16 protein-coding genes are annotated in these 22,333 nt (G+C 62.6%); 7 read left to right on the top strand and 9 right to left on the bottom strand.

All coding sequences use genetic code 11. The features are described from left to right. Nucleotides 1-64: 64 nt before the first annotated feature. Together JQ609_RS21285 and JQ609_RS21280 are read right to left on the bottom strand one after the other, a co-directional pair. Nucleotides 65-862 (bottom strand): enoyl-CoA hydratase/isomerase family protein, encoded by a 798-nt coding sequence (locus tag JQ609_RS21285; RefSeq protein ID WP_212274832.1) that lies wholly within the window; start codon nucleotides 860-862, stop codon nucleotides 65-67. 42 nt (nucleotides 863-904) lie between these two features. Further along, nucleotides 905-2,104 carry an alanine--glyoxylate aminotransferase family protein gene (locus JQ609_RS21280; protein WP_212210095.1) on the bottom strand — a complete coding sequence of 400 codons (1,200 nt, stop codon included), beginning with the start codon at nucleotides 2,102-2,104 and terminating at the stop codon, nucleotides 905-907. A 180-nt stretch (nucleotides 2,105-2,284) separates the two neighbouring features. Here JQ609_RS21280 and JQ609_RS21275 point away from each other — a divergent pair, with 180 nt between their 5' ends. From JQ609_RS21275 to JQ609_RS21265, 3 genes are all read left to right on the top strand, one after another. Next, nucleotides 2,285-5,296, top strand: a complete 3,012-nt coding sequence (locus tag JQ609_RS21275) for an FAD-binding and (Fe-S)-binding domain-containing protein (RefSeq protein ID WP_212274878.1) — start codon at nucleotides 2,285-2,287, stop codon at nucleotides 5,294-5,296. Next, complete coding sequence (locus JQ609_RS21270) at nucleotides 5,289-5,717, top strand: heme-binding protein (RefSeq protein WP_212274831.1); 429 nt, start codon at nucleotides 5,289-5,291, stop codon at nucleotides 5,715-5,717. The genes JQ609_RS21275 and JQ609_RS21270 overlap by 8 nt, the downstream gene beginning before the upstream one ends. 212 nt (nucleotides 5,718-5,929) lie before the next feature. Further along, nucleotides 5,930-7,807 carry an Ig-like domain repeat protein gene (locus tag JQ609_RS21265; RefSeq protein ID WP_249128249.1) on the top strand — a complete coding sequence of 626 codons (1,878 nt, stop codon included), beginning with the start codon at nucleotides 5,930-5,932 and terminating at the stop codon, nucleotides 7,805-7,807. A gap of 52 nt (nucleotides 7,808-7,859) precedes the next feature. On the opposite strand, the gene JQ609_RS21260 is transcribed toward JQ609_RS21265, so the two are convergent. From JQ609_RS21260 to JQ609_RS21230, 7 genes are all read right to left on the bottom strand, one after another. Next, nucleotides 7,860-8,642 (bottom strand): enoyl-CoA hydratase/isomerase family protein, encoded by a 783-nt coding sequence (locus JQ609_RS21260; RefSeq protein ID WP_212274829.1) that lies wholly within the window; start codon nucleotides 8,640-8,642, stop codon nucleotides 7,860-7,862. Between the two features lie 72 nt (nucleotides 8,643-8,714). Beyond that, entirely contained in the window at nucleotides 8,715-10,811 is a 2,097-nt protein-coding gene (locus JQ609_RS21255; protein ID WP_212274828.1) for a molybdopterin oxidoreductase family protein, read from the bottom strand. Nucleotides 10,812-11,120: 309 nt separating this feature from the next. Then, nucleotides 11,121-11,978, bottom strand: coding sequence for a hypothetical protein (locus JQ609_RS21250; protein ID WP_212274827.1), 858 nt, complete (start codon nucleotides 11,976-11,978; stop codon nucleotides 11,121-11,123). Nucleotides 11,979-12,635: 657 nt separating this feature from the next. Next, entirely contained in the window at nucleotides 12,636-13,253 is a 618-nt protein-coding gene (locus JQ609_RS21245; RefSeq protein ID WP_212274826.1) for an Isoquinoline 1-oxidoreductase subunit, read from the bottom strand. A 22-nt stretch (nucleotides 13,254-13,275) separates the two neighbouring features. Next, nucleotides 13,276-13,800: a (2Fe-2S)-binding protein gene (locus JQ609_RS21240; RefSeq protein ID WP_212210087.1), complete on the bottom strand. Its 525-nt coding sequence runs from the start codon at nucleotides 13,798-13,800 to the stop codon at nucleotides 13,276-13,278. Next, entirely contained in the window at nucleotides 13,797-16,571 is a 2,775-nt protein-coding gene (locus JQ609_RS21235; protein WP_212274825.1) for a xanthine dehydrogenase family protein molybdopterin-binding subunit, read from the bottom strand. Before JQ609_RS21235 ends, JQ609_RS21240 begins: the two co-directional genes overlap by 4 nt. Nucleotides 16,572-16,601: 30 nt before the next feature. Next, entirely contained in the window at nucleotides 16,602-17,693 is a 1,092-nt protein-coding gene (locus tag JQ609_RS21230; RefSeq protein ID WP_212274824.1) for a hypothetical protein, read from the bottom strand. Between the two features lie 323 nt (nucleotides 17,694-18,016). On the opposite strand from JQ609_RS21230, the gene JQ609_RS21225 reads away from it, so the two are divergent. The 4 genes from JQ609_RS21225 to JQ609_RS21210 are packed head-to-tail and all read left to right on the top strand — an operon-like array spanning nucleotide 18,017 to nucleotide 22,333. Continuing rightward, the gene (locus tag JQ609_RS21225) at nucleotides 18,017-18,994 is read left to right on the top strand and encodes a tripartite tricarboxylate transporter substrate binding protein (protein ID WP_212210084.1); all 978 of its coding nucleotides are present in this window, start codon (nucleotides 18,017-18,019) and stop codon (nucleotides 18,992-18,994) included. Between the two features lie 26 nt (nucleotides 18,995-19,020). Then, a complete protein-coding gene (locus tag JQ609_RS21220; protein ID WP_212210083.1) occupies nucleotides 19,021-19,491 on the top strand; it encodes a (2Fe-2S)-binding protein in 471 nt (156 codons plus the stop codon). Then, nucleotides 19,488-21,629 (top strand): molybdopterin cofactor-binding domain-containing protein, encoded by a 2,142-nt coding sequence (locus JQ609_RS21215; protein WP_212274823.1) that lies wholly within the window; start codon nucleotides 19,488-19,490, stop codon nucleotides 21,627-21,629. The genes JQ609_RS21220 and JQ609_RS21215 overlap by 4 nt, the downstream gene beginning before the upstream one ends. Further along, on the top strand, nucleotides 21,626-22,333 hold the full coding sequence (locus JQ609_RS21210; RefSeq protein ID WP_212210081.1) for a substrate-binding domain-containing protein: 708 nt from the start codon (nucleotides 21,626-21,628) through the stop codon (nucleotides 22,331-22,333). The genes JQ609_RS21215 and JQ609_RS21210 overlap by 4 nt, the downstream gene beginning before the upstream one ends.

Raw genomic sequence — 22,333 nt, 5'->3', positions numbered from 1 at the left:
ATGAGCAAAGCAAAGTACGTCGTGGGCGATACGAAACCCCGATCGTGACCAACCCGAACCAAGCCTATTTGCCCTTCCAGTTCGGCGTTCGCTTGTTGAGGAACGCATCCATTCCTTCGCGAAAATCCTCGCTCATATAGGCGCGCAGGATCAGATCCCGGCCCTCCTCGCGCGACAGCGTGCGGCGAATACGGAGCACCGCTTCCTTGGCGGTTTCCATCGTGATCGGCGCATGACTCGCGACGAGCTTGGCGGTTTCATCGGCGCGGCGCTGCAGCGTCGGAACGTCAGGCACCACTTCGTTGAGCAGACCGAGCGACAGCGCCTCCGGGGCCTCGATCAGCCGCGCTGTAAAAATCAGGTCCTTGGTCCGCGCCGGCCCGACCAACGCAACAACCCGGCTGATGTTGGACATCGACAGGCAGTTGCCCAGCGTGCGCGCGATGGGAAAGCCGATGCGCGTCGTTGCGGTGCCGATCCGGATATCGCAGCAGGCGGCAATCCCGGCGCCGCCGCCGGTGCAGGCACCAGCGATGGCCGCAATCGTCGGCACCCGGACCTTCTCTAATGTACCCAGCACGCGATCGATCCGCTCCTCATATTCGAGTGCGTCCTCCGCGGTCTTGAAGGCACGGAACTGCGAAATGTCGGTACCCGATGCGAACGCCTTTTCTCCCGTGCCGGTCAGGATCATGGCCTTGATCGAGCGGTCCTGGTTGACGCTCTCGCAGATCGCCGCCATCTGCTCGTACATTGCAAAGGTCAGCGCGTTGCGCGCCTGCGGCCGGTTGAACGTCAGCCGGGCGATACCGTCCTCGACGGAATAGAGCAGGTCTTCAGTTGCAGCGACCGGTGCGTTCATCACAGTTCTTTCCGTTCTTTTCGTTATTGGGTCGAGACCGGTTCAGGCGACGGCGACCTTTGGCTTGGAAACGACATCGCGACCCTTGAGCACTTCCATCGCCGCCAGCACGCCCCCGCCACGGTGCGGCACCTTGGCGAGATCGAGACCCATCTCGACACCCGAGAGCGTGCCCATCAGCATCAGGTCGTTGAAGTGGCCGATATGGCCTATCCGGAACACCTTGCCCTTGATCTTGTTGAGGCCGGTGCCGAGCGACATGTCGAAGTTTTCCAACACCACTTTGCGGAAATGGTCGGCGTCATGGCCTTCCGGCATCACCACGCCGGTCAGCGCCGGCGAGTGTGCGCCCTGTTCCTGGCACTGCGTTTCCAGGCCCCAAGCCTTGATGGCCGCGCGCGTCGCGGCACTGTGGCGCTTGTGGCGCGCGAACACATTTTCCAGTCCTTCTTCTTCGAGCATCTTGATCGCTTCGCGAAGCCCGAACAGCAGATTGGTTGCCGGCGTATAGGGCCAGGTGCCCGCCTTGTTGATTGCGATGACTTCCTGCCAGTCCCAATAGGAACGCATCGCCGGATTGGCCTTCGCGGCCGCGAGCGCCTTTTCCGACACCGCGTTGAAACCGAGACCCGGCGGCAGCATCAGACCCTTCTGCGATCCCGCAACCGACACGTCGATGCCCCAGGCGTCGTGCTCATATTCCAGTGAGCCGAGACCGGAAATGGTGTCGACCATCAGCAGCGCCGGATGCTTGACGCGGTCGAGAACCTTGCGGACTTCGAGCGGATAGGTGACGCAGGCCGTCGAGGTCTCGTTGTGAACCACGCATACGGCCTTGATCTTGTGCGCCTTGTCGGCCGACAGCTTCGCCTCGATCTGCTCAAGGTCGGCGCCATGACGCCAGTCACCGGGCAGGAAATCCACTTCGAGCTTGAACTTCTCGGCAATACCGCGCCACAGCACGGCGAACTGCCCGGTCTCGGCCATCAGTACCTTGTCGCCGGGCTGCAGCGTGTTGACGAGGGCGGCCTCCCAGGCACCGGTGCCCGACGACGGGTAGATGATCACCGGCTGTTTGGTGCGGAACACCCGCTGCATGGCCGCCAGCACCGCGTGGCCGATCTCGGCGAATTCGGGACCCCGGTGATCCATGGTTGGCATGTCCATGGCGCGCAGAACCCGGTCCGGCACGTTGGTCGGTCCCGGAATCTGCAGAAAATGCCGTCCAGAGTGCACAGTCATGGGGCGTCCTTCCCGGTCTTGTCTTACGAGTATTGGCTTCACGAGCCGCTCGAATATCACCATTCGGCGGGCTTGTCCCCCGCCCGGCGGGGCCCGTCAATGCCCAAGAAGCAGGGCTTTGCCTTGCCAAGGCGGACCCCGGCAGGCAAGACACTGACGTTCACTCACGAGACCAAGGCAATGGCGGCAACAGGGGCCGAAAAGTCACAAAATTCGGCTGAAAACAGCGCCCTCGCCGTGCGTCTTGCTCGCGAGATTACCGGCGACGTCTTCTTCGACGCGTTCAACCGCGGTCGCTACGCGACTGACGCCTCGTTCTACCAGATGATGCCCCTTGGCGTGGTGGTCCCCCGGACCATGGACGAGGCGTTGCGGACGCTGGCCATCGCAGGGGACGCTGGCCGAATCGTCACCCCCCGCGGCGGCGGCACCTCGCAATGCGGCCAGACCGTCAATGAGGGAATCGTCGTCGACTTTTCCAAGCATCTGAACCGTGTCCTCTCGCTCGATGTCGAAAATCGCACCTGCGTTGTCGAACCCGGCATCGTGCTCGACGACCTCAACCGCCAGCTCAAGAAGCACGGGCTGTGGTTTCCGATCGACGTCTCGACGGCGTCGCGCGCCACCATCGGCGGCATGGCCGGCAACAATTCCTGCGGCGGACGATCGCTGCGCTACGGCACCATGCGCGACAATACGCGGTCGATGGATGCGGCGCTGGCTGACGGCACGCGGCTGCATTTCGGCGAAGTGCAGCGCGATCTCGCGGGCGTGAATTCATCCGATAGCGGGCTTGCGCTGTTCCGCGACATGCTCGATCTCGGCACGCGCGAGGCAGCCGAGATCGCCGAACGATTTCCGAAGGTGCAGCGGCGCGTCGGCGGGTACAATCTCGATGCGCTAGTACCGCGCAACGCGGCGAATAACATGGCGCACCTGCTGGTCGGCTCCGAAGGCACGCTCGCCTTCACCACGCAGGTCGAGCTCAAGCTATGGCCTGTTATCCGCAACAAGGTGCTGGGCGTCTGTCATTTCGGCAGCTTCTATGAGGCGATGGACGCGGCCCAGCATCTGGTGAAGCTGCGCCCGATTGCCGTGGAACTGGTCGACCGCACCATGATCGCGCTGGGCCGCGAGATCGCGATGTTCCAGCCGATCATCAGCACCGCCGTGCGGGGAGATCCCGATGCGGTGCTCATCCTGGAATTCGCCGAGGAAGATCAGGCTGAAAACCAGCGCTGCCTGAAACAGCTCGTCGAACTGATGGCCGATCTCGGCTTCGGTTGGGACAAGCCGCAGCGCAAATGGGGCGGCGTGGTTGAAATCACAGAACCCGCGCTACAGACCGGCATCGCCGAGTTCCGCGCCGCAGGTCTCAACGTGATGATGTCGATGAAGCAGGAGGGCAAGCCGGTCTCCTTTGTCGAGGATTGCGCGGTGCCGCTGCCGCATCTTGCCGACTATACCGAACGCCTCAACGGCATTTTTGAAAGGCACGGCACCCGCGGCACCATGTATGCGCATGCCTCCGAAGGCTGCCTGCATGTGCGTCCCGTGCTCAATCTGAAGCTGGAGAAGGATGTCAAGGCGATGCGCGCCATCGCCGAAGAGACCTTCGAGATGGTGCGCGAATACAAGGGCTCGCATTCCGGCGAGCACGGTGACGGCCTGGTCCGCTCCGAATTCCATGAAGCGATGTTCGGTTCACGCATCGTTGCCGATTTCAGAGAGGTCAAGCAGCGCTTCGACCCGGACAATGTCCTCAATCCCGGCAAGATCGTCGATCCGCCCAAAATGGACGACCGCTCGCTGTTTCGCTATCCGCCGGATTATCGTATCGGCGAACTGAAAACAGCGCTCGATTGGTCGGCCTATCCCGGCGCCGGCGGCGGTTTCCAGGGCGCCGTCGAGATGTGCAACAACAACGGCGCCTGCCGGAAGCTCGAAGGCGGCGTGATGTGTCCGTCCTACCGTGCGACCCGCAACGAGAAGGACGTCACCCGCGGCCGCGCCAATACGCTGCGGCTGGCGATATCCGGTCAACTCGGACCGAACGCGCTGGCATCCGACGAGATGATGGACACGCTGAAACTCTGCGTCTCCTGCAAGGCCTGCCGCCACGAATGCCCGACCGGCGTGGACATGGCCAAGATGAAGATCGAGGTGCTGGCGGCACGCGCGGCAACACACGGCCTATCGCTGCGCGACCGGCTGGTTGGATATCTGCCCCACTATGCCGGCCTCGCGTCCCGCCTCGCCCCACTCGCCAACTGGCGCAACGGCAGTCCGCTGCTGCGCAAGCTGTTTGAAAAATTCGCCGGCATCAGCGCGCAACGCGCCCTGCCCGCATTCCGGCGCGATGTATTCCGAGCCGATGCGGAGGCCTTTGGGCCGGAGAGTGGCCGCGAAGTCGTGCTGTTCGCCGATACGTTCAACCGTGCCTATGAGCGGGAAAATCTCGATGCCGCGCTACGCGTGCTGGTTGAAGGCGGATACCGCGTCCACATTCCAAAACCAGCCGATCGCGTCAGGCCGCTGTGCTGCGGGCGCACCTTCCTCTCTGCTGGTCTGGTCGACCAAGCGCGAGCCGAATTGGACCGGCTAGTCGCAACCTACGCGCCGTTCGCCGCGCGCGGCGTACCGATCGTCGGCCTCGAGCCGAGTTGTCTCCTGACGCTGCGCGATGAGCTGCTTTCCTTGCGCTCCGATAACGACGCCAAGAGCATCGGCGCGCATGCGCTGCTGTTCGAGGAATTCCTGGTTCGCGAGGCGGAGGCCGGCCGTCTGCGGCTGCCGCTTGGTTCGATGCCTGCCAAGGCGCTGGTTCACGGCCACTGCCATCAGAAATCATTTGGCGCATTCAAGCCGGTCGAAAAAGCGCTTCGCCTCGTGCCCGACCTGAACGTCGAGATCATCGAGTCCAGTTGCTGCGGCATGGCCGGCGCCTTCGGCTATGGTGCCGACACCTACCAGGCATCGATGGAAATGGCCGAGCTCTCACTGCTGCCGGCCGTCCGCGGCGCCGACCAGACCACACTAATCGTCGCCGACGGCACCTCGTGCCGGCATCAGATCAAGGATGGCAGCGGGCGATCAGCCCTTCACGTCGCGCGTGTTCTGGCGATGAGCCTCGACCGCGCAAAGTCCAATTCACCTCTCTCCTCTCATGCAAAGGAACCGACCCATGGCTGAACTCACCCTCGACATCGCGCGCAAGGTTCTTGATGCCGCCCTTGCCAAAGGCGTCGAGAAAAAACTGAAGCCGCTGGTCATCACCATTCTCGATGCCCGCGGTTGCGTTAAAGTCACCGCGGCGCAGGACGGCACCAGCCTGATGCGGGCCGAAATCGCCCACGGCAAAGCCTATGGCGCATTGGCGCTGGGCATGGGCTCACGCGCGCTGTTCCAGCGCGCGCAGGAGCAGGCCTATTTCGTCAGCGCGATAAACACCATGGCACAAGGCCGTCTCGTTCCGGTGCCCGGCGGAGTGCTGATCCAGGACGGCGGTGTTCTGCTTGGCGCCGTCGGTGTCAGCGGCGACACCTCGGACAATGACGAGGTTTGCGCCGTCGCGGGTATTGAAGCTGCGGGGCTTAAGGCTAACGCCGGATAGTGCAGGCCGTCACAGGCCGAACACCATCAACGAATGAGGCGTCCAGGAAGCGACTTCTCAAAGCGCGCTCGATATCTGTTGCCTAGGCGCAACATGCCTGAAGCGATTGTCAAAACCTGCCCTGGTCGCATTGATCGGGGTTCCGACTCCGATACCATCAACTCATATTTTAGCAATTTCCTACGATGGGTTTGGGGGCTGACGTGCTGGGAATGGGGAATGCGCGCCGCTCCGAGCGGCGGCTTGGGAGTTCGAATGCCGCTTGGGCGCTGGCGCTCGGGTTATGCGCGAGCCTTTTGGCGCCGGCAGCCGCGCTCGCTTCAGCAGGATGTGATGCCGTAAACGGTGGCACGCTCAATTTTGCGAAAACTCCGGGCGGCACCGTCAATAGTCCGCCCGTCAATGCTGCTTTTTCAGCCGGCGAAAAGTTGACATTGACCGTTACTAATCCGGGCAATGCTGCTTCTCTCAATACGCCAAATTCGCTGGTCCTGAGGCTGGGCGCCGCGGCAGTGAACGGCAATTCGATTGCCAATGGAACGACACTGAGCCTGACCGCGAACGGCACCGAAGTGTTCGCACAATCGGGCGTCGGCGAGACCGCAGCCGCCAACATAACCATTGCCGTCGTCTGCCAGGCCGTAGCGGCTGCAACGACGACGACAGTGACCTCATCGCTCAATCCATCCGCCGTCGGCCAACCCGTCACCTTCACCGCTACCGTCAGTGGTACCGGCGGCACACCGACAGGAACGGTGAACTTTCTCGACGGCGGCGCCGTGATCGGTAACGGCGCACTCGCAGGAGGCGTCGCAACTTTCACGACCGCGAACCTTGCGCAGGGAAACCACAGCATCACCGCCGCCTACGCTGGTGCAGGAAGCTTTACCGCGAGTACGTCGGCGGCTTTGACTCAGGCGGTCGGCGGCACGGCCGACAGCGCCAAATTGCAGGCGTTGCAAGCGATGGCCACCAAGGTGGTCGCGCAGAATTCCGGTTCGGCGATATCGGGCGCGGTCGACAGCGCCATATCGGAGGGTTTTGGCGGCGGTGGTCCGCCCGCCACTGTCAGTGGTGCAGGCGTTCGCTTCAATTTCGCGGCTGACCCGGACGGAAAGCCGGATACCATCGCGCATGCCGCGGATCCATTCAGCGGCTCGTTAGGGACGGCGCGCAGCTTTGCACCGGAACAACGGGATCGCGAGAACGATGCCTTCGGCGCGCTGGCCTATGCCGGCGGTTATGCCAAGGCACCACCGCGTCGGGTCGAACAGCGGGATTGGTATGGCTGGGCGGAAGTCCGCGGCGCCCATCTGGATCGTTGGGGGACCGGTGGATTGGGCGTGGTGACCGGTGCCTCATTGCTCTCAGGTGATCAAGTCAACCTGCTGGCAGGCGTTACCCGCAAGCTGACGCCGAACTTCCTGATCGGCGTGCTCGGTGGCTACGAGACCTTCGATTATCGATCCGACGCGCTACAGGGACGGTTGAAAGGCGATGGTTGGACGGTTGGTTCGTACCTGGGATGGATGCTTGCGCCAAACATTCGCTTCGACGCGGCGTTCGCCTATTCCGGCATCGGCTATGACGGCAGCGCGGGCACTGCCTCCGGTCAATTTGGCGGACAACGCTGGCTGCTCTCCAGTGGACTGACCGGCACTTACCAAAGTTGGGGCCTGCAGATCGAGCCCTCCGCGCGGATCTATGCATTGTGGGAGCACCAGAATGCCTACAGAGATACGCTTGGTACCCTGCTGAGTGATCGCAACTTCGCAATCGGCCGCGCCAGTGGCGGCGTGAAGCTGTCCTATCCCGTGGCCTGGATATCGACAGCCACACTGGTCCCCTATGTAGGAGTCTACAGCGATTACTATTTCAATTCGGATAATCTGACGCTGGTTGCGGCCGTGCCCGCAATTCCTGTCATCAATGTGTTCGATGGCTGGTCGGCGCGCGCAATTGGCGGGCTGGCTGCAAAGTTCAACAACGGAGCACAGGTTGCGATCGGGGGTGAGCGTAGCGGCATCGGAGGCAGTTTCGGCCTCTGGACCTATCGCGCACGCGCCTCCGTACCGTTCGGAGCGCGATAGCGCTGACTGACACTCACTCCACGATCAGCGGTCGTGCAGATAGCCGAGAAGCTTACCGCCCCGGCCATGAGGGTTTGCGCTTCTCGCCGAACGCCTTGAGACCTTCCTTGGCGTCTTCCGTCATGGCCAGCAAGGCAATCTGGCTTTCGGTGTAGGCGATGCTTTCGTCGAACGACATCGAAGCGATGGCGCGCATGGCATATTTGCCGCGCCGGATCGCGGTCGGCGATTTGTCGACGATACGGCTGATCAGCCATTCGACCTTGGCGTCGAGCTCGGCTGACGGCACCACGTAATTCAGCAGCCCGGCGGCCTGAGCCGTCTTGGCATCGAACGGTTCGCCCGTCAGTGCCCACTCATTGACGAGGCGCGGCGGCGCCATCGATTGCAACAGGCTCATCACCTGCATCGGAAACACGCCGACCTTCACTTCGGGCAGCCCGAAGATCACGTGATCGGCGGCCACCGCCATATCCGTCATGCACAGCAGGCCCATGCCGCCGGCCATGCAAACGCCCCCTACCCGCGCAATCGCGGGCTTGGTGGCGTTCTGCGACAATCGCAACAAATCGGCGTAGTCGACATTCGGCCTGGAAAAATCCATCGCGAAGGCGGCGCCGCTGTTCTGCAGGTCGGCGCCGGCGCAAAACGCCTTCTCGCCCGCCCCCGTCAGCACGATGACGCGCACTTCCTTGTCGTCATGGGCGTCGCGATAGCCCTTCGCAATACCGGCGACCACGTCGGCATTGATGGCGTTGCGCTTGTCCGGCCGGTGGATGGTAATCCAGAACGCCTGTCCGCGCTTCTCGCGTATTACGCTGCTGTTGTCGGTCATTGTTCCGCTCGCCCTGTTTGCCATGGATTGGCGAACATTTGCGGCAGGATGGCAGGAAACTGCAAGCGGGATTTAGGCCGCGGGTGCGGCCTTCTTCACCCAGACCTTGTTGTCATGGAACGCCGCGCCCCCCACGGGCGCAACCGCCTCGGCTCCGGTCAGCATGTTGATACCACGACCGCCGATATGGGCCTTGTTCGGCTGGATGGATTCCGCGATCAGGACGCCTCGCCGCACCCCGTCGAACAGCTTTACCGTCAAATTGGTCTCGCCCCTGACATTGCCCAGGGTGACGACCTCTCCGTCGGTGAGTCCAAGCACCGCCGCATCGTCGGGATGCATCATCACCGAGGGCTTGCCCTCGCGCGCGATCGAAGATGGCGTTTCGTTGAAGCTGGTGTTGAGGAAGCTGCGCGCGGGACTGGTGGCGAGACGGAACGGATGGGCCTCATCCGCTTCCTCGATAATGGTCCAGTGGTCCGGCAGCGATGGCATCTGCGCCCACGGCCCCAAACCGGCGTTGCCGAAAGGAGGGTTCGCCCAGTCGGCCTTGAAGTGAAACTTCTTGTCCGCATGCGCAAAACCGTCGAGGTAATGCGAGGTGCGGAAATCTGGCTGGAGGTCGCGCCACAGATCCGCCTCCAGAGCCGCGATATCGCCATGGCCGCTCTTCTGCAGCGTCGCGTCGATCAGTTCGCGCGGCGACATCGTAAACCCGGGATGCACCGCGTTGAGCCGACTGCCGAGGCCCTGCAACACCTCGTGGTTCGAACGGCACTCGCCGGGCGGATCGATCAGCTTGGCGCCGACCGAAATATGCTGATGGCCGCCACCGTAGTAGAGATCATCGTGCTCCATGAACATGGTCGCCGGCAGCACGATGTCAGCCATGTTAGCCGTCTCGGTCATGAACTGCTCATGCACCACCATGAACAGGTCGTCGCGCGCAAACCCCTGGTGCACCAGCGCCTGCTCCGGCGCCACCGTCATCGGGTTGGTGTTCTGGATCAGCATCGCCTTGACCGGCGGTCCGCCCTTCAAGGCTTCCGCGTCGCCGGTCAGGATACGTCCGATCTGCGACTGGTCGAGCCAGCGGGTGGTACGGTCGAGCGCGTCGTGGCCCTCGATGATGGATTCATCGAACTTCCAGATCGCAAAATTGTTGAAGAACGCGCCACCGCCCTCATGTTGCCAGGCGCCGGTTACCGCCGGGATACACAACGCCGCATGCATCTGCGCCGCACCGTTGCGGCTCCGGGTAAAGCCATAGCCGAGCCGAAAGAACGAACGCTTGGTCTGACCGACCAGGCGGGCGAACGCCTCGATCTCCTCGACCGGCACGCCCGAGATGGACGATGCCCACTCCGGCGTACGGGTCGCAAGGTGCGCTTCCAGTTCATTCGGGCAATCGGTGTAGCGATCCATATATTCGCGATCGGCGTAACCTTCCCGGAACAACACGTGCATGACGCCGCAGGCGAACGCGCCGTCCGTGCCGGGCTTAAGCAGGATCTTGATGTCGGCCTGCTTCATGGTGTCGTTGTTGTAGACATCGATCGCCGCGATCTTGGCGCCGCGCTCCTTGCGGGCACGCATCGCATGCGTCATCACGTTGACCTGGGTGTTCACGGGATTGGTGCCCCAGATCACGACAAGGTCGGACACGCCCATTTCGCGCGGATCGACGCCGGCGATCTTGCCGGTGCCGATGGCAAATCCGATACGGGCGACGTTCGCGCAAATCGTGGAATAGAACCGGGAATATTTCTTCACATTGGCAAGGCGGTTGATGCCGTCACGCATCACCAGGCCCATCGTGCCGGCGTAATAATACGGCCACACCGATTGGGCACCGAACTCCTTCTCGGCCTGATCGAAACGCGCGGCGATTTCGTTGAGCGCCTCGTCCCATGATATCCGCGCGAACTGACCGGAGCCCTTGGGTCCCGTGCGGCGCATCGGATGCAGCAGCCTGTCGGGATGATGGATGCGCTCGGCATAGCGGGCGACCTTGGCGCAGACGACGCCGGCGGTGTAGGTCTGCTGCTTGGAACCGCGCACCCGGCCGATGCTGCGGCCGTCGATCACCTCGATATCGAGCGCGCAGGCCGATGGGCAATCATGCGGACAGGTGGAGTGGCGGATGTCGACCTTGGCATGCTCGTTCATGCGCCGATAGGTAACATTAAAATCCGCCGTCGCCGAGTAGCTTTATCGGCGGGCACACCAGCGAAAACAGCAAATAAGCCATGCATCAGGCGTCGAGGCCCCCCTTTCGCGTCGAGCGCGGTGCCTCCGCCAGCGCGTTCACGCGCCTTCGATGCGCTATCGGCGCACACCGCAGGGGCCCGAAACACAAAATCGCGAAAACAACCCCATGCAAAGAAAACAACCCTTTGCAAAGTAAGAGAATAACCGGCACCGGACACCCCAGAGAGCTACGATTGACACGTCGGGCACATCAGTGACACTTCTTCATCATCCCCCAATTTTGGCAAATGCACGCCCGGCGCGCGGCGCAATAGTGCGGCTTGCGTCAAGAGCAGCCAACCGGCTAGGCCGAGCACTCATAAGTCGCCATGTCCGCTTAGCCCCAGAAGCGGCAGAAAAGCAGACATTGGAGAACCGCCGTTTAGTGCCAAACGCAGACATTTTTTCCTGAGAACCGCAATTCGGCGGGCGGCCGCTGTTTGCGAGGTTCTTCAGTCGTTGGACAAATTGCGCGGACGCTGCCAGCCGCTCCTCGCCCCGTAGCTCAGCGAGCCACTCCGGATCGTCACCCTCATACAGCAGCATGTCTGAGATGAGCGGGGTCTTTGCGAGCACATCATGGCTGCTGGCCGGCCGCGCTTCGTACGCGTCAAGCTGCCGCCATGCTTCGAGGCGACGTTCGAGCCGGGCGCGGAAATCCTCGCGCACCCTCGCCTGGAGCTCGTCCGCCGTGTAGGTGCGCCAGCCCAACGACCGCATCATCTCCTTCATTCGCAGGACATGCTGCGCCGCCTCGGCCTTGGTCGGCGCGACTCCCGGATAGTCGCCGAACTTGAAGTCGAGATAATCTTCGCCCTTGTTGCGAAGGCACGCGAACATATGGTGGAGCCCCTCGAACAGGCCGATCTCGCGGGTGCCGGTCCGCATCCATTCAAGGTGGGCCAGCATGTGGTGGGCGACGGTCGCGAATTTGTCGTCCGCCAGCGCCTCGACGAACGGCCGGTGCAGAGCAAGGTCGCGTTCGAGCTGAGCGCCGATCTCGACCGCCGGGGGATCGTATCTGAGGTCCTGCGAGGCGCGATCGACAAACACGACATCGTCCGCTCGAATGTCGACGTCTCCCATGATCCAAATCTTGTCGCCGCTGCCCTTGCGCCGCCACCAAGGCACAGTCCTGCTCTGAACCATCCCTCGCGTTCGGGCAGCAGTGCATTTTTCGCCCGAAGGGGGCTCGGCGCCGTGCCCCGGGAGCAATTCCAGTAGACCACAGCAACGCTATGTCGCGTGTGGCACTCGAACTGGTTAGGATCTGTCACGATTGGCGTGCGCGTATCGGCCGAAAAACCAGCCCATGGCGAATACTTCCGGTCACGCAGCGGCTCGCCGATCCATCGCCAGATAAGCTTCGAATGCCACAGGCGATCAAGCCATCTCTGCAGCATCCAACAGGGGACGGTGCAACATGCTGTAGCGAAGCTGCTCGAGCAGCGTCAGGTCAAACTGCAGAAGGCGCTGATAAGGATACCTGCGCATGTCGCCTCCTCTCGGCCTGCGGCGAGCATGCGGGATCAACGTTAAATCGGTTTTAAACTTTGAGGCGCCCGGCGCGTCATGACCGATGCTTAGTTTTACATCCGCTCGGTCCGCAGGTCCGGCGGTCGGTCGATGTCGCGATTTTTTAGAAGTGTTTTATAGATAGCTTCGAAGGTTAGCTTCGGGTCAACAGCGGAAGAACTCGAAGTGAGCATAACGAGTCCGCTTTCAAGGGTGTAGCTGCCGCGATCACTGTGCGGGACAGGCCGCGCCCGACTTCACCCAGGCCTCGACCAGCGCGCCGGCCTGTTTTTGCGTACCGGGCGCGGGGCTGCGGCCAACGCCCGGAGACCAGGCCCAGCCGACGAGCGTATCTGCGCCGATGTGATCGATCAGATCCTCGGGCTTGCGACCGCCGTTGCGCGCGGGATCCTTGAGCTGCGTACAAATCTCGGCAACCGTCTTGCCCTCCCATGCCATTTCGCGCGGCGCGAGGTGCCATTCCGGGTGACCCGGCATGCGACCGGGCTCAAAGTTCGCATTCTGATGGCAAATCGAGCAGCGCATCGCCGGAAGGCCGTGGCCATCGATGCCGCGCGCGACTGGTGGCTGATGCAGGCGGCTCTCATCGCCTTGCCGCGGACGGTCAGTGGCCGGATGGCAATTGGTGCAGCGCGGATGGGTGAGCACTTTGCCGAGTTCAGTGAACATCGCCGCCGATCGCGCGTTCGTATCGGCAATGGATGCGAAGCTCTCGGGGCTGGCAAGGTGCTGGGGCGCGGTTTCGGAAACCGCGTAGCCCGCAAGCATGTTCGTCGCTACGGTGGCGATAGAGACGAAAAGCTGAAACCGCAGTGTCGATTTCATGTCGCCTGGTCCTCGCGTCCGGTCATTGGGTCGCCACAAGATAGCGCTTGGAATCCGCGAGGATCACGTCACGTACAGCCTCATGATATTTGACATAGCCGGTGCAGCGGCAGATGTGTCCGTCGAGTGCTTCCGCAATGGTTTTTTCGAGTTCCGCGCGCGCGACCGGCGCCTTCGCCAGACGCTCCAGCAGCACCTGTCCCTCGTTCAGGAAACCGGCGGTGCAATAGCCGCACTGGAACGCGAAGTGTTCGACAAACGCCTTCTGCAGCGTCGTAAGCTCGCCATTCTTCGCATGTCCCTCGACGGTACGAATAGCCTTGCCGTCGAAACTCACTGCCGAAACGACGCAGGTCGGGCTGGTAAAACTCGTTCCATCGAGGTTGTCGATGATGACGGCGCAGCTCAGGCACTGCGCAGCGCCGCAGCCGAACTTGGTGCCGGTCATCCCGAGATACTCGCGCAGGAAATCGTTCATCGAAAGATCGTCGCGAACATCTGTTGGGCCGTGCGCGCGGCCATTGATGGTGATGCTCAATTTGGTCACGCGAGCACTCCCTTGAGCAGGCCGGCGGTCACCGGCAGGGATTGGAAACGGCGGCCGGTGGCGTCGAAGATGGCGTTCAGGATCGCCGGCACCACCGGAACCATCACGACTTCCGCCATGCCCTTCGGCGGCTCGTCCGGCGTCAGCGGCGGCAATATCTCGGTTTCGAGGTCATGCAGCGGCAAATCCGATCCGCGCGCCACAAGATACTGCCCGAGATTCCACTGGCCGTTGCCGGGACCACCCTCGTAGGGTGGCAGGTTCTCCAGCAACGCGTAACCAACGCCCATCGCAAAGCCGCCTTGCGCCTGGCCCAGCACCACTTCGGGCACCAACGCGCGGCCGCATTCAAATACGTTGTAGGCCTTGGCGATACGCAGCACACCAGTCGCGCGCTCAATCTCGACGCGGACCAGCGTTCCGCACATCGAGGTATAGGTATTGCCGCTCTGGTTGTTGACGGCTGGCGGGAATCTGACGCTAACCCGATCGATCCGGGCGAACTTGCCGTTACCCTTCCGTACCGCCAGCGCATCGATCTCGGCGCGATATTGTTCGCCGTTAAACGGAAAGCGCGCACGCGACCACTCCCAGCGGGAGAAGCTGTGCGCCATGGCGCCAGTAACCAGATTGCGTGCATGCGCCTTCGCGGCCAGTGCCGGCAAGGGCAGCGCGGCAAGACCGGACATAACAAGCTGCCCGTCTTTCCATTGCGCCTTCGCCCAATCCTTGGCGCGCGGGTCGGTCGGAGCGATGTTCCACAATTCAAGCGCCGCCGGCCACAGGCCGAAGCGGAAGATGACACGCGCCGCCTCGGCCGCCGAATGGGTTCCAACATGCGCGCCGACCGAGGCGCTGGTCGCCGTACTGATCGCGGGCACCCAGCGCGGGTCTTTCTCTGCCCGATCCTGCGTCTTCTGATCCATCGTGTAGGGATCGCCCGACGTGACCAGCCCGAGGACATCATAGCTATCGACGCGTGCCACCGAAACTTCGTCGGCGACTATGCCGAGATGGATCGCGACCCGGTTAGCCAGCGCCGTGCCAATACCATTGCCCATCTCGACATGGTCGCAATAGATCGTAATCCGGCCTTCGGGCGAGAGTTCGACACGCCCCAGCGAACAGTCGGCGCCGGCGCCGTAGTCCTTGGTCACACAGGCGAGCCCGGTGCCAACGAGGGTGCCAGGCCGCGCTGCCGCCTTCTGCTGCGCGCGCTGCTGCCAGATCGGATGCTTCTCGAGCTTGTCGAGCATTTCCGTGGTGCGGACCGAGACGCTGTAGCGATTGCCGCACATGGTCCGGCCGTCGGGCTTGAGCGCGTTGCGGCGCCGGAATTCAATCGGATCGAGCGGCAAGGCAGCTGCGACTTCGTCGATCAGCACTTCCAGCGCGGTCATACTCTGCAGCGTGCCGTAACCGCGCATCGACCCGGCCGTGACGCCACGGGAATGCACCACAACCGTGGTCACATCGACTTTGGGAATGTCGTAGATGCCGATCGCTGCAGTCGCGGCAACGGTTGCCACGTTGACAGAAAAGTTCGCAAGGCCACCGCCATCGAGCACATGGTCGGCGGCGAAGGCCGTGATCTTGCCGGTGCTCCGGTCGACCCCGATCCGGGATCGCATCTTGAAGGGATGGCGTTTGATGCCGCCCTGAAACTGTTGATAGCGATCCTGTGCGAGCCGGACTGGACGGCCGGGAAAGAACATCGCCGCCAGCGCCACATAGAGGACGAACGGGGTGTGGTCGCGGCCGCCGAAGCCACCACCGACATAGGTGAACTGGGCATTGATGCGCGCCGGCTTGAACGGCGCGCTCGCCTTGCCGAGCATATGCTCAATCGCTTCAGCTGCCTCGTAGGGAGACTGCACGCCAAGGACGAGTTCCAGGCTTTCGCTTTTGTTGTTGTACCAGGCGATGCCGGCTTCCGGCTCGAGAAACATCGGATCGACGGATTGGGTTTCGAACTCGCGATCCAGCATCAGCAGATTGGAATTTTTCGCTGCGAGTTCGCTTCGAATTTGTTCGCCATGGACCGCGGCCTTGGAGTACGGCGCCGGCGTGTCCTTTGCGAGCGGCGACCACACCGGGAGTGGCGAGATCTGGGAGCGTCCCGGGCTGACCCAGCCCGCCTGGATCGGCGAATAGACATCGGGCGCATCGGGCGTTGGGCCGGCCACCCGCGTGAACCGATAGGCACCGTAGCTTGGTATCGCGACCGGGCCGGTCTCTTCGCCGAACTTGACGAAGGTCCCGTCTCGCAACGCCAGCCGCGCCCGGTCGAAGGCGTCAAACGTCTCGAAGATCAAAAGCGCGACCGGTTGTCCCAGATAGATCGGCGTCTTGCCGACCGGACAGAACAGGTCGCCGGTGTAGAATGCCGGAACGCGCGTGCCGATCCTGTCGAGGTCATCAGCGGTCACGACCACCGACGGCTTGAGCGCGCCGCTCAGCCGCGCGAGATCCATTCCGACATAGACATGCGTGGCGTCTGGCGCGCGAACCAGGATCGCGTGCGAGGTGCTTTGCGGCCAGCCCGGCAGATCGGACGCGCGGAAATCAGACGCGTAGAGTTTCGCGCCGGTGACTTTGGCGACGCCGTCGATGCGGCCAGCACCATTGGCCGCCGGGTTCCAGCCCTCGCGTCCCGGGAGTGAGGCACGAGGGGGCAACCCGGCCGCTTCCGCCGACCCCAGACGTGACAGGCTGAGCGCGATGCCGCTCGCCGACACCCATTTCACAAATTCGCGCCGCGAAGGCCGCATGTTCCTACCTGTCGGTCAACACTATCGGAACTACTTCAGATCGGCGATCGACGCGGGACCCGGCCCGGTTGTCACCAATGTCGGCCATTGCTTGGAGCCGAACGGAACGACGGGCGGCAGGAACGGCGTCATGCCGCGCTTGCCGGTTTCCGCAACGATCGCGACACGCGCGTCGCCCCCCATCAGCTCGTAGTCCATCAGATGATAGTTGCCAAAGAACAGCGAACCGACCGAGCGATCCGCAATGATGCGGGTCAAGGATTCCAGCATGTCCGCCGGCGTCGTCGTGAACGAAACCGTCTCGATCAGCAGCAAGCGGCTGTTGATCGCGTCAGGACCGAAGAATTGCGCCAGGATGCTGAACAGAACGTTGTTCTGGCGAGCCACATAGATTGTGTTGCTCGCGGCATAGGTCTTGTCCCAGTCGGCGCCGAGTTGCTTCTTCCAGTCCGCCAGCACCGTCATCCAGTGCCCGACTTGTGTCTGCGCCGCCCAAGCCACGTTCTTCGCCAGATACGGCGCCTGCTTCTTGCCGAAGGCTTCGAGCGCGGCGAACGGCACGACGCCCTTGGCGACGCACTCGTCCATGAACGCGAGGTTGTTCTGCAGGATGGTCCGATTGTTGTCGCGCCAACCGGGTTCCATCGGTGTGGCGTCGAGGCCATCGAGCGCCGATTGCATGCGGCTGCGATAGGCCAGCATCGCCCCGCGCCAGGATTTGTCATCGGGGTTGTCGACATAGGGGCCGACGACCTGGGCCAGCGCCATCGTGCTGTGGCCGACCGATTTCAGCAGTTGATAGACGATCGGCACCTGCGGCGCATCCATTGGCGCCATCCCCGGCCGGTACAGGATCATCCGACCGCCGGCGCCCGAGAACAGGGCGAGAATCACCGGATGCTTGTCCAGGATGTTCTTTTGGAAGATCTTTGCTGCATTGCCATAAAGCTCGAACATGCCGGTGTTGAGCGCCAGCATATCCCTGGTCGCGATATCCGAGACGGTTGCAGCCGATTTACCCGAGATCGGCGCCATATAGGCCGGAAGGGTCTGGGCATTGGTGACGGCGCTACTGCTGGCGAGCAGTAGGGCAGCAACAGCCATGCAGGGGAAGAACTTCATGTCACGCTCCTCGCGACGGGGTGTTCTGGATCAGCAATCAGTTTCCCACTCTCAATGATTCTATTTGCGTTGGCCACGCCAGCGTTGCGTCGATGATGCAGATGGTTGCGGCTTGATTGATGCAAAACGTCAAATAGGAACGTCAAATAGGACGAGGCACTTCCGAAAGGGGCTGGGGATCAATGGGTTCAAACAAACCAGCAGCGCGACGAATGTCGCATCTGAAGGTACTGGCGGTCACCGCGCGGATCGCTAGACTTCCCTGAAGCCAGATTGGGCCGGCAACAGGCCAAGCAGAACAAGGCTGGGTTCGGGAGGTTGAAATGATCCGCTTGAGATTGGCGCTTGCCCTGGCGGCAACGCTTTTCGCGGCACAGACCGTTCTTGGGACAACAGGCCTGGCGCAGGACTATCCCTCAAGGCCAGTCCGGGTGATCGTCCCGTTCGGCGCCGGTGGCCCTGCCGACGTCACCGCCCGCCAGATCGGCAGTATCCTGCAGGAAAGCTTCGGCCAGCCCTTCGTGATCGAAAATCGTACCGGCGCCGGCGGCGTCATCGGCACGGTCGAGGCGGCCAAGTCACCGCCTGATGGTTACACGTTGCTGATGATGTCGAACACCCAGACCGCCAATGAGTCCCTGGTGCCGCAGCGCAAATATGAGCTGATGCGTGATCTCGCGCCGATTGCACCGGTCAACTACTCTGACCTCGTAGTCGTGGTTCACCCTACGGTCCAGGCGAAGACGCTGCAGGAATTCATCGCGCTAGCCAAATCGCAATCCGGCAAGCTGAATTATGCGTCGTCCGGCCAGGGCACGCCGTATCACATGGCCGGCGAGCTGTTCAAAACCATGGCCGGCGTTGATCTCGTGCATGTGCCCTACCGCAACAGCGGCGAGGCGCGTAGCGGCGTGATTGGCGGCCAGGTGCAGATGATGATCGACGCCGTTCCGACGATGGCGCCCAATGTCGCGGAGAATCAAGTACGCGCGCTGGCGACCACCGGCAAGACGCGCTCCACGGTGCTGCCCAACGTGCCGACGACGATCGAGGCCGGCGTTGCCGGCTATGAGGCGACCATCTGGCTGGGATTGATGGCGCCGGCAGGAACGCCAAAGGCGGTCATCGACAAGATCAATATCGCCGTGAACGCCGCGGTGAAACGGCCGGATATCGTCAAGCTCTGGACCCAGCAGGGCGCGGTTCCCATGGCGATGACGCCGGAAGAGTTCGACAAATTCCTGCGCGGCGATATTGTGAAGTGGGCTGAGGTCGTCAAGAAATTCGACAAGCCGCAATAACAACCGCCAGCCAGGGTGTTCGCCCGATGCCAAGCGTTCGATTTCGCCTTAATGGCGTCGAGACGGATGTCGACGCTGATCCCGATCGGTCGCTGCTGGACATTTTGCGCGGGCAGCTCGGCATGACCGGATCGCATTTCGGCTGCGGCGCGGGTGAATGCGGCGCCTGCAACGTCATGCTCGGCGACCACGCCGTGGCGGCCTGCGATACGCCGCTGTGGTCGGTGGCGGACAAGGACATCACGACCATCGAGGGCTTGGGAACGGCTGAGCGACCGCATCCGCTGCAACGGGCCTTTATCGCCGAGCAGGCGCTGCAATGCGGTTATTGCGTCTCCGGAATTCTCATCAGCGCGGCCGCGCTGCTGAAACGAAATCCCGCGCCCACCAGCCGCGAGGTGAAGGAGGCGCTCGACGGTAACCTTTGCCGTTGCGGCTCGCATAATCGCATGGTGCGGGCGGTGCTGCGCGCAGCCGACGAGATGGCGGCGGAATGAACCAGCCAGCGCCGAGCCCGTCCTCGCCCAAATTGCCGGTGAATCTCGCGGCAAACCCGAACCTGTCATCCTGGTTGAAATTTTCGCCGCAGGGACAGGTGACGGTCTCGCCGGGCAAGGTGGAGATCGGGCAAGGTATCGTAACGGCGCTGGCCCAGATCGCCGCCGACGAACTCGACATCGATATTTCCCGCGTGCAGATGATCCGCGCGTCGACCGCTGTCAGCCCCAACGAGGGCGTGACTTCAGGCAGCCTCTCCGTGCAACAATCGGGACGCGCGATGCGGCATGCCTGCGCCGAGGTACGCCAGATCTTTCTTCAACTGGCATCGGAACGGTTGGGTGTCGACATCGCCTCGCTCGGTGTCGAGGACGGCACCATTTCCGGGCCGGGCAATCTCACGACGAGCTATTGGGAGCTTGCGGAAGAAGTCTCGCTCGATCGCGACGCGACGCCCGATGTGAGACCGAAGCCGCCCACACGCCGCGCCCTCGCCGGAAACTCGGTGCAGCGGATCGACATCCCCGACAAGGTATTCGCGCGACCGCGCTTCATTCACGATTGGGCACTGCCGGAAATGCTGCACGGCCGCGTGTTGCGGCCGCAGAACGCGCGCGTGAAACTCACCGGGCTAAAAGACGACAGCGTCCGCGCGATGGCCGGCTTCGTCGCGGTGGTGCGCGATGGCAGTTTCGCGGGCGTCGTCTGCGAAACCGAGCATGGCGCGGAGGCAGCGCTGCAAGCCTTACGCAAAGGGGCGGTCTGGACCGACGGTGAGCCCCTGCCCGATGAAAGCGATTTAGCTGCATTCCTGAAGGCCGAACCCTCGGAAACAACGATCATCGATAAGCGAACAGCATCGTCGCCCGGTGCCAAGAAGCGGACCCTTCAACGGCGATATACCCGCCCCTATATCGCTCACGCCTCGATCGCGCCCTCCTGCGCCATGGCACAGTGGAATGGCGACCGCGTCCACGTCTGGACCCACAGCCAGGGCGTCTATCTCCTGCGCACCGATCTGGCGCTGGTTCTCAAATTGCCGGCCGAGAGTATCATAGTGGAGCATCTGGAAGGCGCCGGCTGCTACGGACACAATGCGGCCGACGACGTTGCGCTCGACGCTGTGTTGCTCGCCAAAGCCACCGGCGGCCGGCCGGTTCGAGTGCAATGGTCGCGCGAAGCCGAGATGTCGGATGCGCCGCTTGGCGCGGCCATGGCGATCGAGATTGAGGCCGATCTCGACGCAGCGGGCGAGATCATCGACTGGCGCCATTCCATCTGGAGCAACGGCCATGTGGCACGGCCGGGGCGCGCGGCGCAACCGGCGCTGCTGGCGGGATTCGAGCTGGAGAACCCGTTTCCGCGGATGATCTCGACCAATCCACCGCAGGCCAATGGCGGTGGCGGCGATCGCAATGCCGTACCGCTCTATGACTTCCCATCATGGCAGATCGAAAGCCATCGCCTGACGACGATGCCGATCCGCACCTCCGCGCTGCGGACGCTGGGCGCGCAGGGCAATGTATTCGCAATCGAATCCTTCCTCGATGAGATCGCCGCCGAGCGCGGCGAAGATTCGGTCGCGTTCCGACTACGTCATTTGGGGGACGAGCGGGCCAAGGACGTGATCGGCGCTGCTGCAAGGCGCGCCCGGTGGAAGCCGGAGAAGCAACCCGGCATTGGCTACGGCATCGCCTTTGCCCGCTACAAGAACACCGGCGCCTATTGTGCCGCGGTCGCCGAGATCGAAAGCGCCGAGGATATCCGCGTCCGGAAGCTCACTCTGGCGGTCGATGTCGGCGAAGCCATCAATCCCGACGGCGTCATCAACCAGATCGAAGGCGGTGCGATCCAGGCCACCAGCTGGGTGTTGAAGGAACGCGTCCGCTTCGACCGCGAGCGCATCACCAGCACCAATTGGACGGAATATCCGATCCTTCGCTTCAGCGAAGTGCCGGAGGTTGAAGTCGAACTGATCCAGCGGTCTGAGATGGATCCGGTCGGCGCCGGCGAAGCTGCCCATGGCCCGGTCTCGGCGGCCATTGCCAACGCTGTGTTTGACGCGCTCGGCGTGCGCGTGCGCCATCTTCCAATCACGCGCGAAAGTATCATCGCTGCCATGGAGCAGGCCCCGTGAGCAACCTGAACATCCTGAGCGGCGGCGCAGCACAGGGACTGGTCGGCAGCCTGGCTTCGACATTCAAGGCGCAGACCGGCTTCGATATCGTGGGCGAGTTTGGCGCGGTTGGCGCCATGGCCGACAAATTGCGCAAGGGCATACCGGCCGACATCGTCATTTTGACCGCAGCGATCGTCGCCAAGCTTGCCGAGGAGAAGCTGGTGGTCGCCTCGTCGATCGCAAATGTCGGCTTGGTAGAGACCGCCCTCGCCGTTCGCGCTGGCGATCCTCGGGTTACGGTCAAGGATACCGTAGGCTTACGCGAATGCTTGCTTGCATCGGATGCGATCTACGTGCCGGACACGGTAGCCTCGACCGCCGGCATTCACGTCGCGAAGGTTCTGGTGCAACTCGACATCACCGACGAAGTCGCCGCACGGCTCAAGATTTTCCCGAACGGCGCGACCGCCATGCGCGAAATGGCGGCTTCCGATGCGCGACGTCCGATCGGCTGCACGCAATCGACCGAGATCATCAGCACCAAGGGCGTCAGCCTGTCCGGAACTCTGCCACCCGGCTGCGAACTCGCGACGATGTACACAGCTGGCATCGCTACCAGGGCCGCCCACGCTCCCCAGGCGCAGGAATTGATCGGCTTGTTGATCGGCGCAGGGCAACAAGAACAACGCGAGCGCGCAGGCTTCATCAGAGGCACGACTTAA

This window comes from Bradyrhizobium sp. AUGA SZCCT0169 (assembly GCF_018130085.1).
GTDB lineage: Bacteria > Pseudomonadota > Alphaproteobacteria > Rhizobiales > Xanthobacteraceae > Bradyrhizobium.
This window is presented reverse-complemented; position numbering and strand designations above follow the sequence as displayed.

Coding starts and splice junctions, on each gene's coding strand:
- JQ609_RS21285 (WP_212274832.1), bottom strand. CDS start 862: ATGAACGCACCGGTCGCTGCAACTGAAGACCTGCTCTATTCCGTCGAG.
- JQ609_RS21280 (WP_212210095.1), bottom strand. CDS start 2,104: ATGACTGTGCACTCTGGACGGCATTTTCTGCAGATTCCGGGACCGACC.
- JQ609_RS21275 (WP_212274878.1), top strand. CDS start 2,285: ATGGCGGCAACAGGGGCCGAAAAGTCACAAAATTCGGCTGAAAACAGC.
- JQ609_RS21270 (WP_212274831.1), top strand. CDS start 5,289: ATGGCTGAACTCACCCTCGACATCGCGCGCAAGGTTCTTGATGCCGCC.
- JQ609_RS21265 (WP_249128249.1), top strand. CDS start 5,930: ATGGGGAATGCGCGCCGCTCCGAGCGGCGGCTTGGGAGTTCGAATGCC.
- JQ609_RS21260 (WP_212274829.1), bottom strand. CDS start 8,642: ATGACCGACAACAGCAGCGTAATACGCGAGAAGCGCGGACAGGCGTTC.
- JQ609_RS21255 (WP_212274828.1), bottom strand. CDS start 10,811: ATGAACGAGCATGCCAAGGTCGACATCCGCCACTCCACCTGTCCGCAT.
- JQ609_RS21250 (WP_212274827.1), bottom strand. CDS start 11,978: ATGGGAGACGTCGACATTCGAGCGGACGATGTCGTGTTTGTCGATCGC.
- JQ609_RS21245 (WP_212274826.1), bottom strand. CDS start 13,253: ATGAAATCGACACTGCGGTTTCAGCTTTTCGTCTCTATCGCCACCGTA.
- JQ609_RS21235 (WP_212274825.1), bottom strand. CDS start 16,571: ATGCGGCCTTCGCGGCGCGAATTTGTGAAATGGGTGTCGGCGAGCGGC.
- JQ609_RS21230 (WP_212274824.1), bottom strand. CDS start 17,693: ATGAAGTTCTTCCCCTGCATGGCTGTTGCTGCCCTACTGCTCGCCAGC.
- JQ609_RS21225 (WP_212210084.1), top strand. CDS start 18,017: ATGATCCGCTTGAGATTGGCGCTTGCCCTGGCGGCAACGCTTTTCGCG.
- JQ609_RS21220 (WP_212210083.1), top strand. CDS start 19,021: ATGCCAAGCGTTCGATTTCGCCTTAATGGCGTCGAGACGGATGTCGAC.
- JQ609_RS21215 (WP_212274823.1), top strand. CDS start 19,488: ATGAACCAGCCAGCGCCGAGCCCGTCCTCGCCCAAATTGCCGGTGAAT.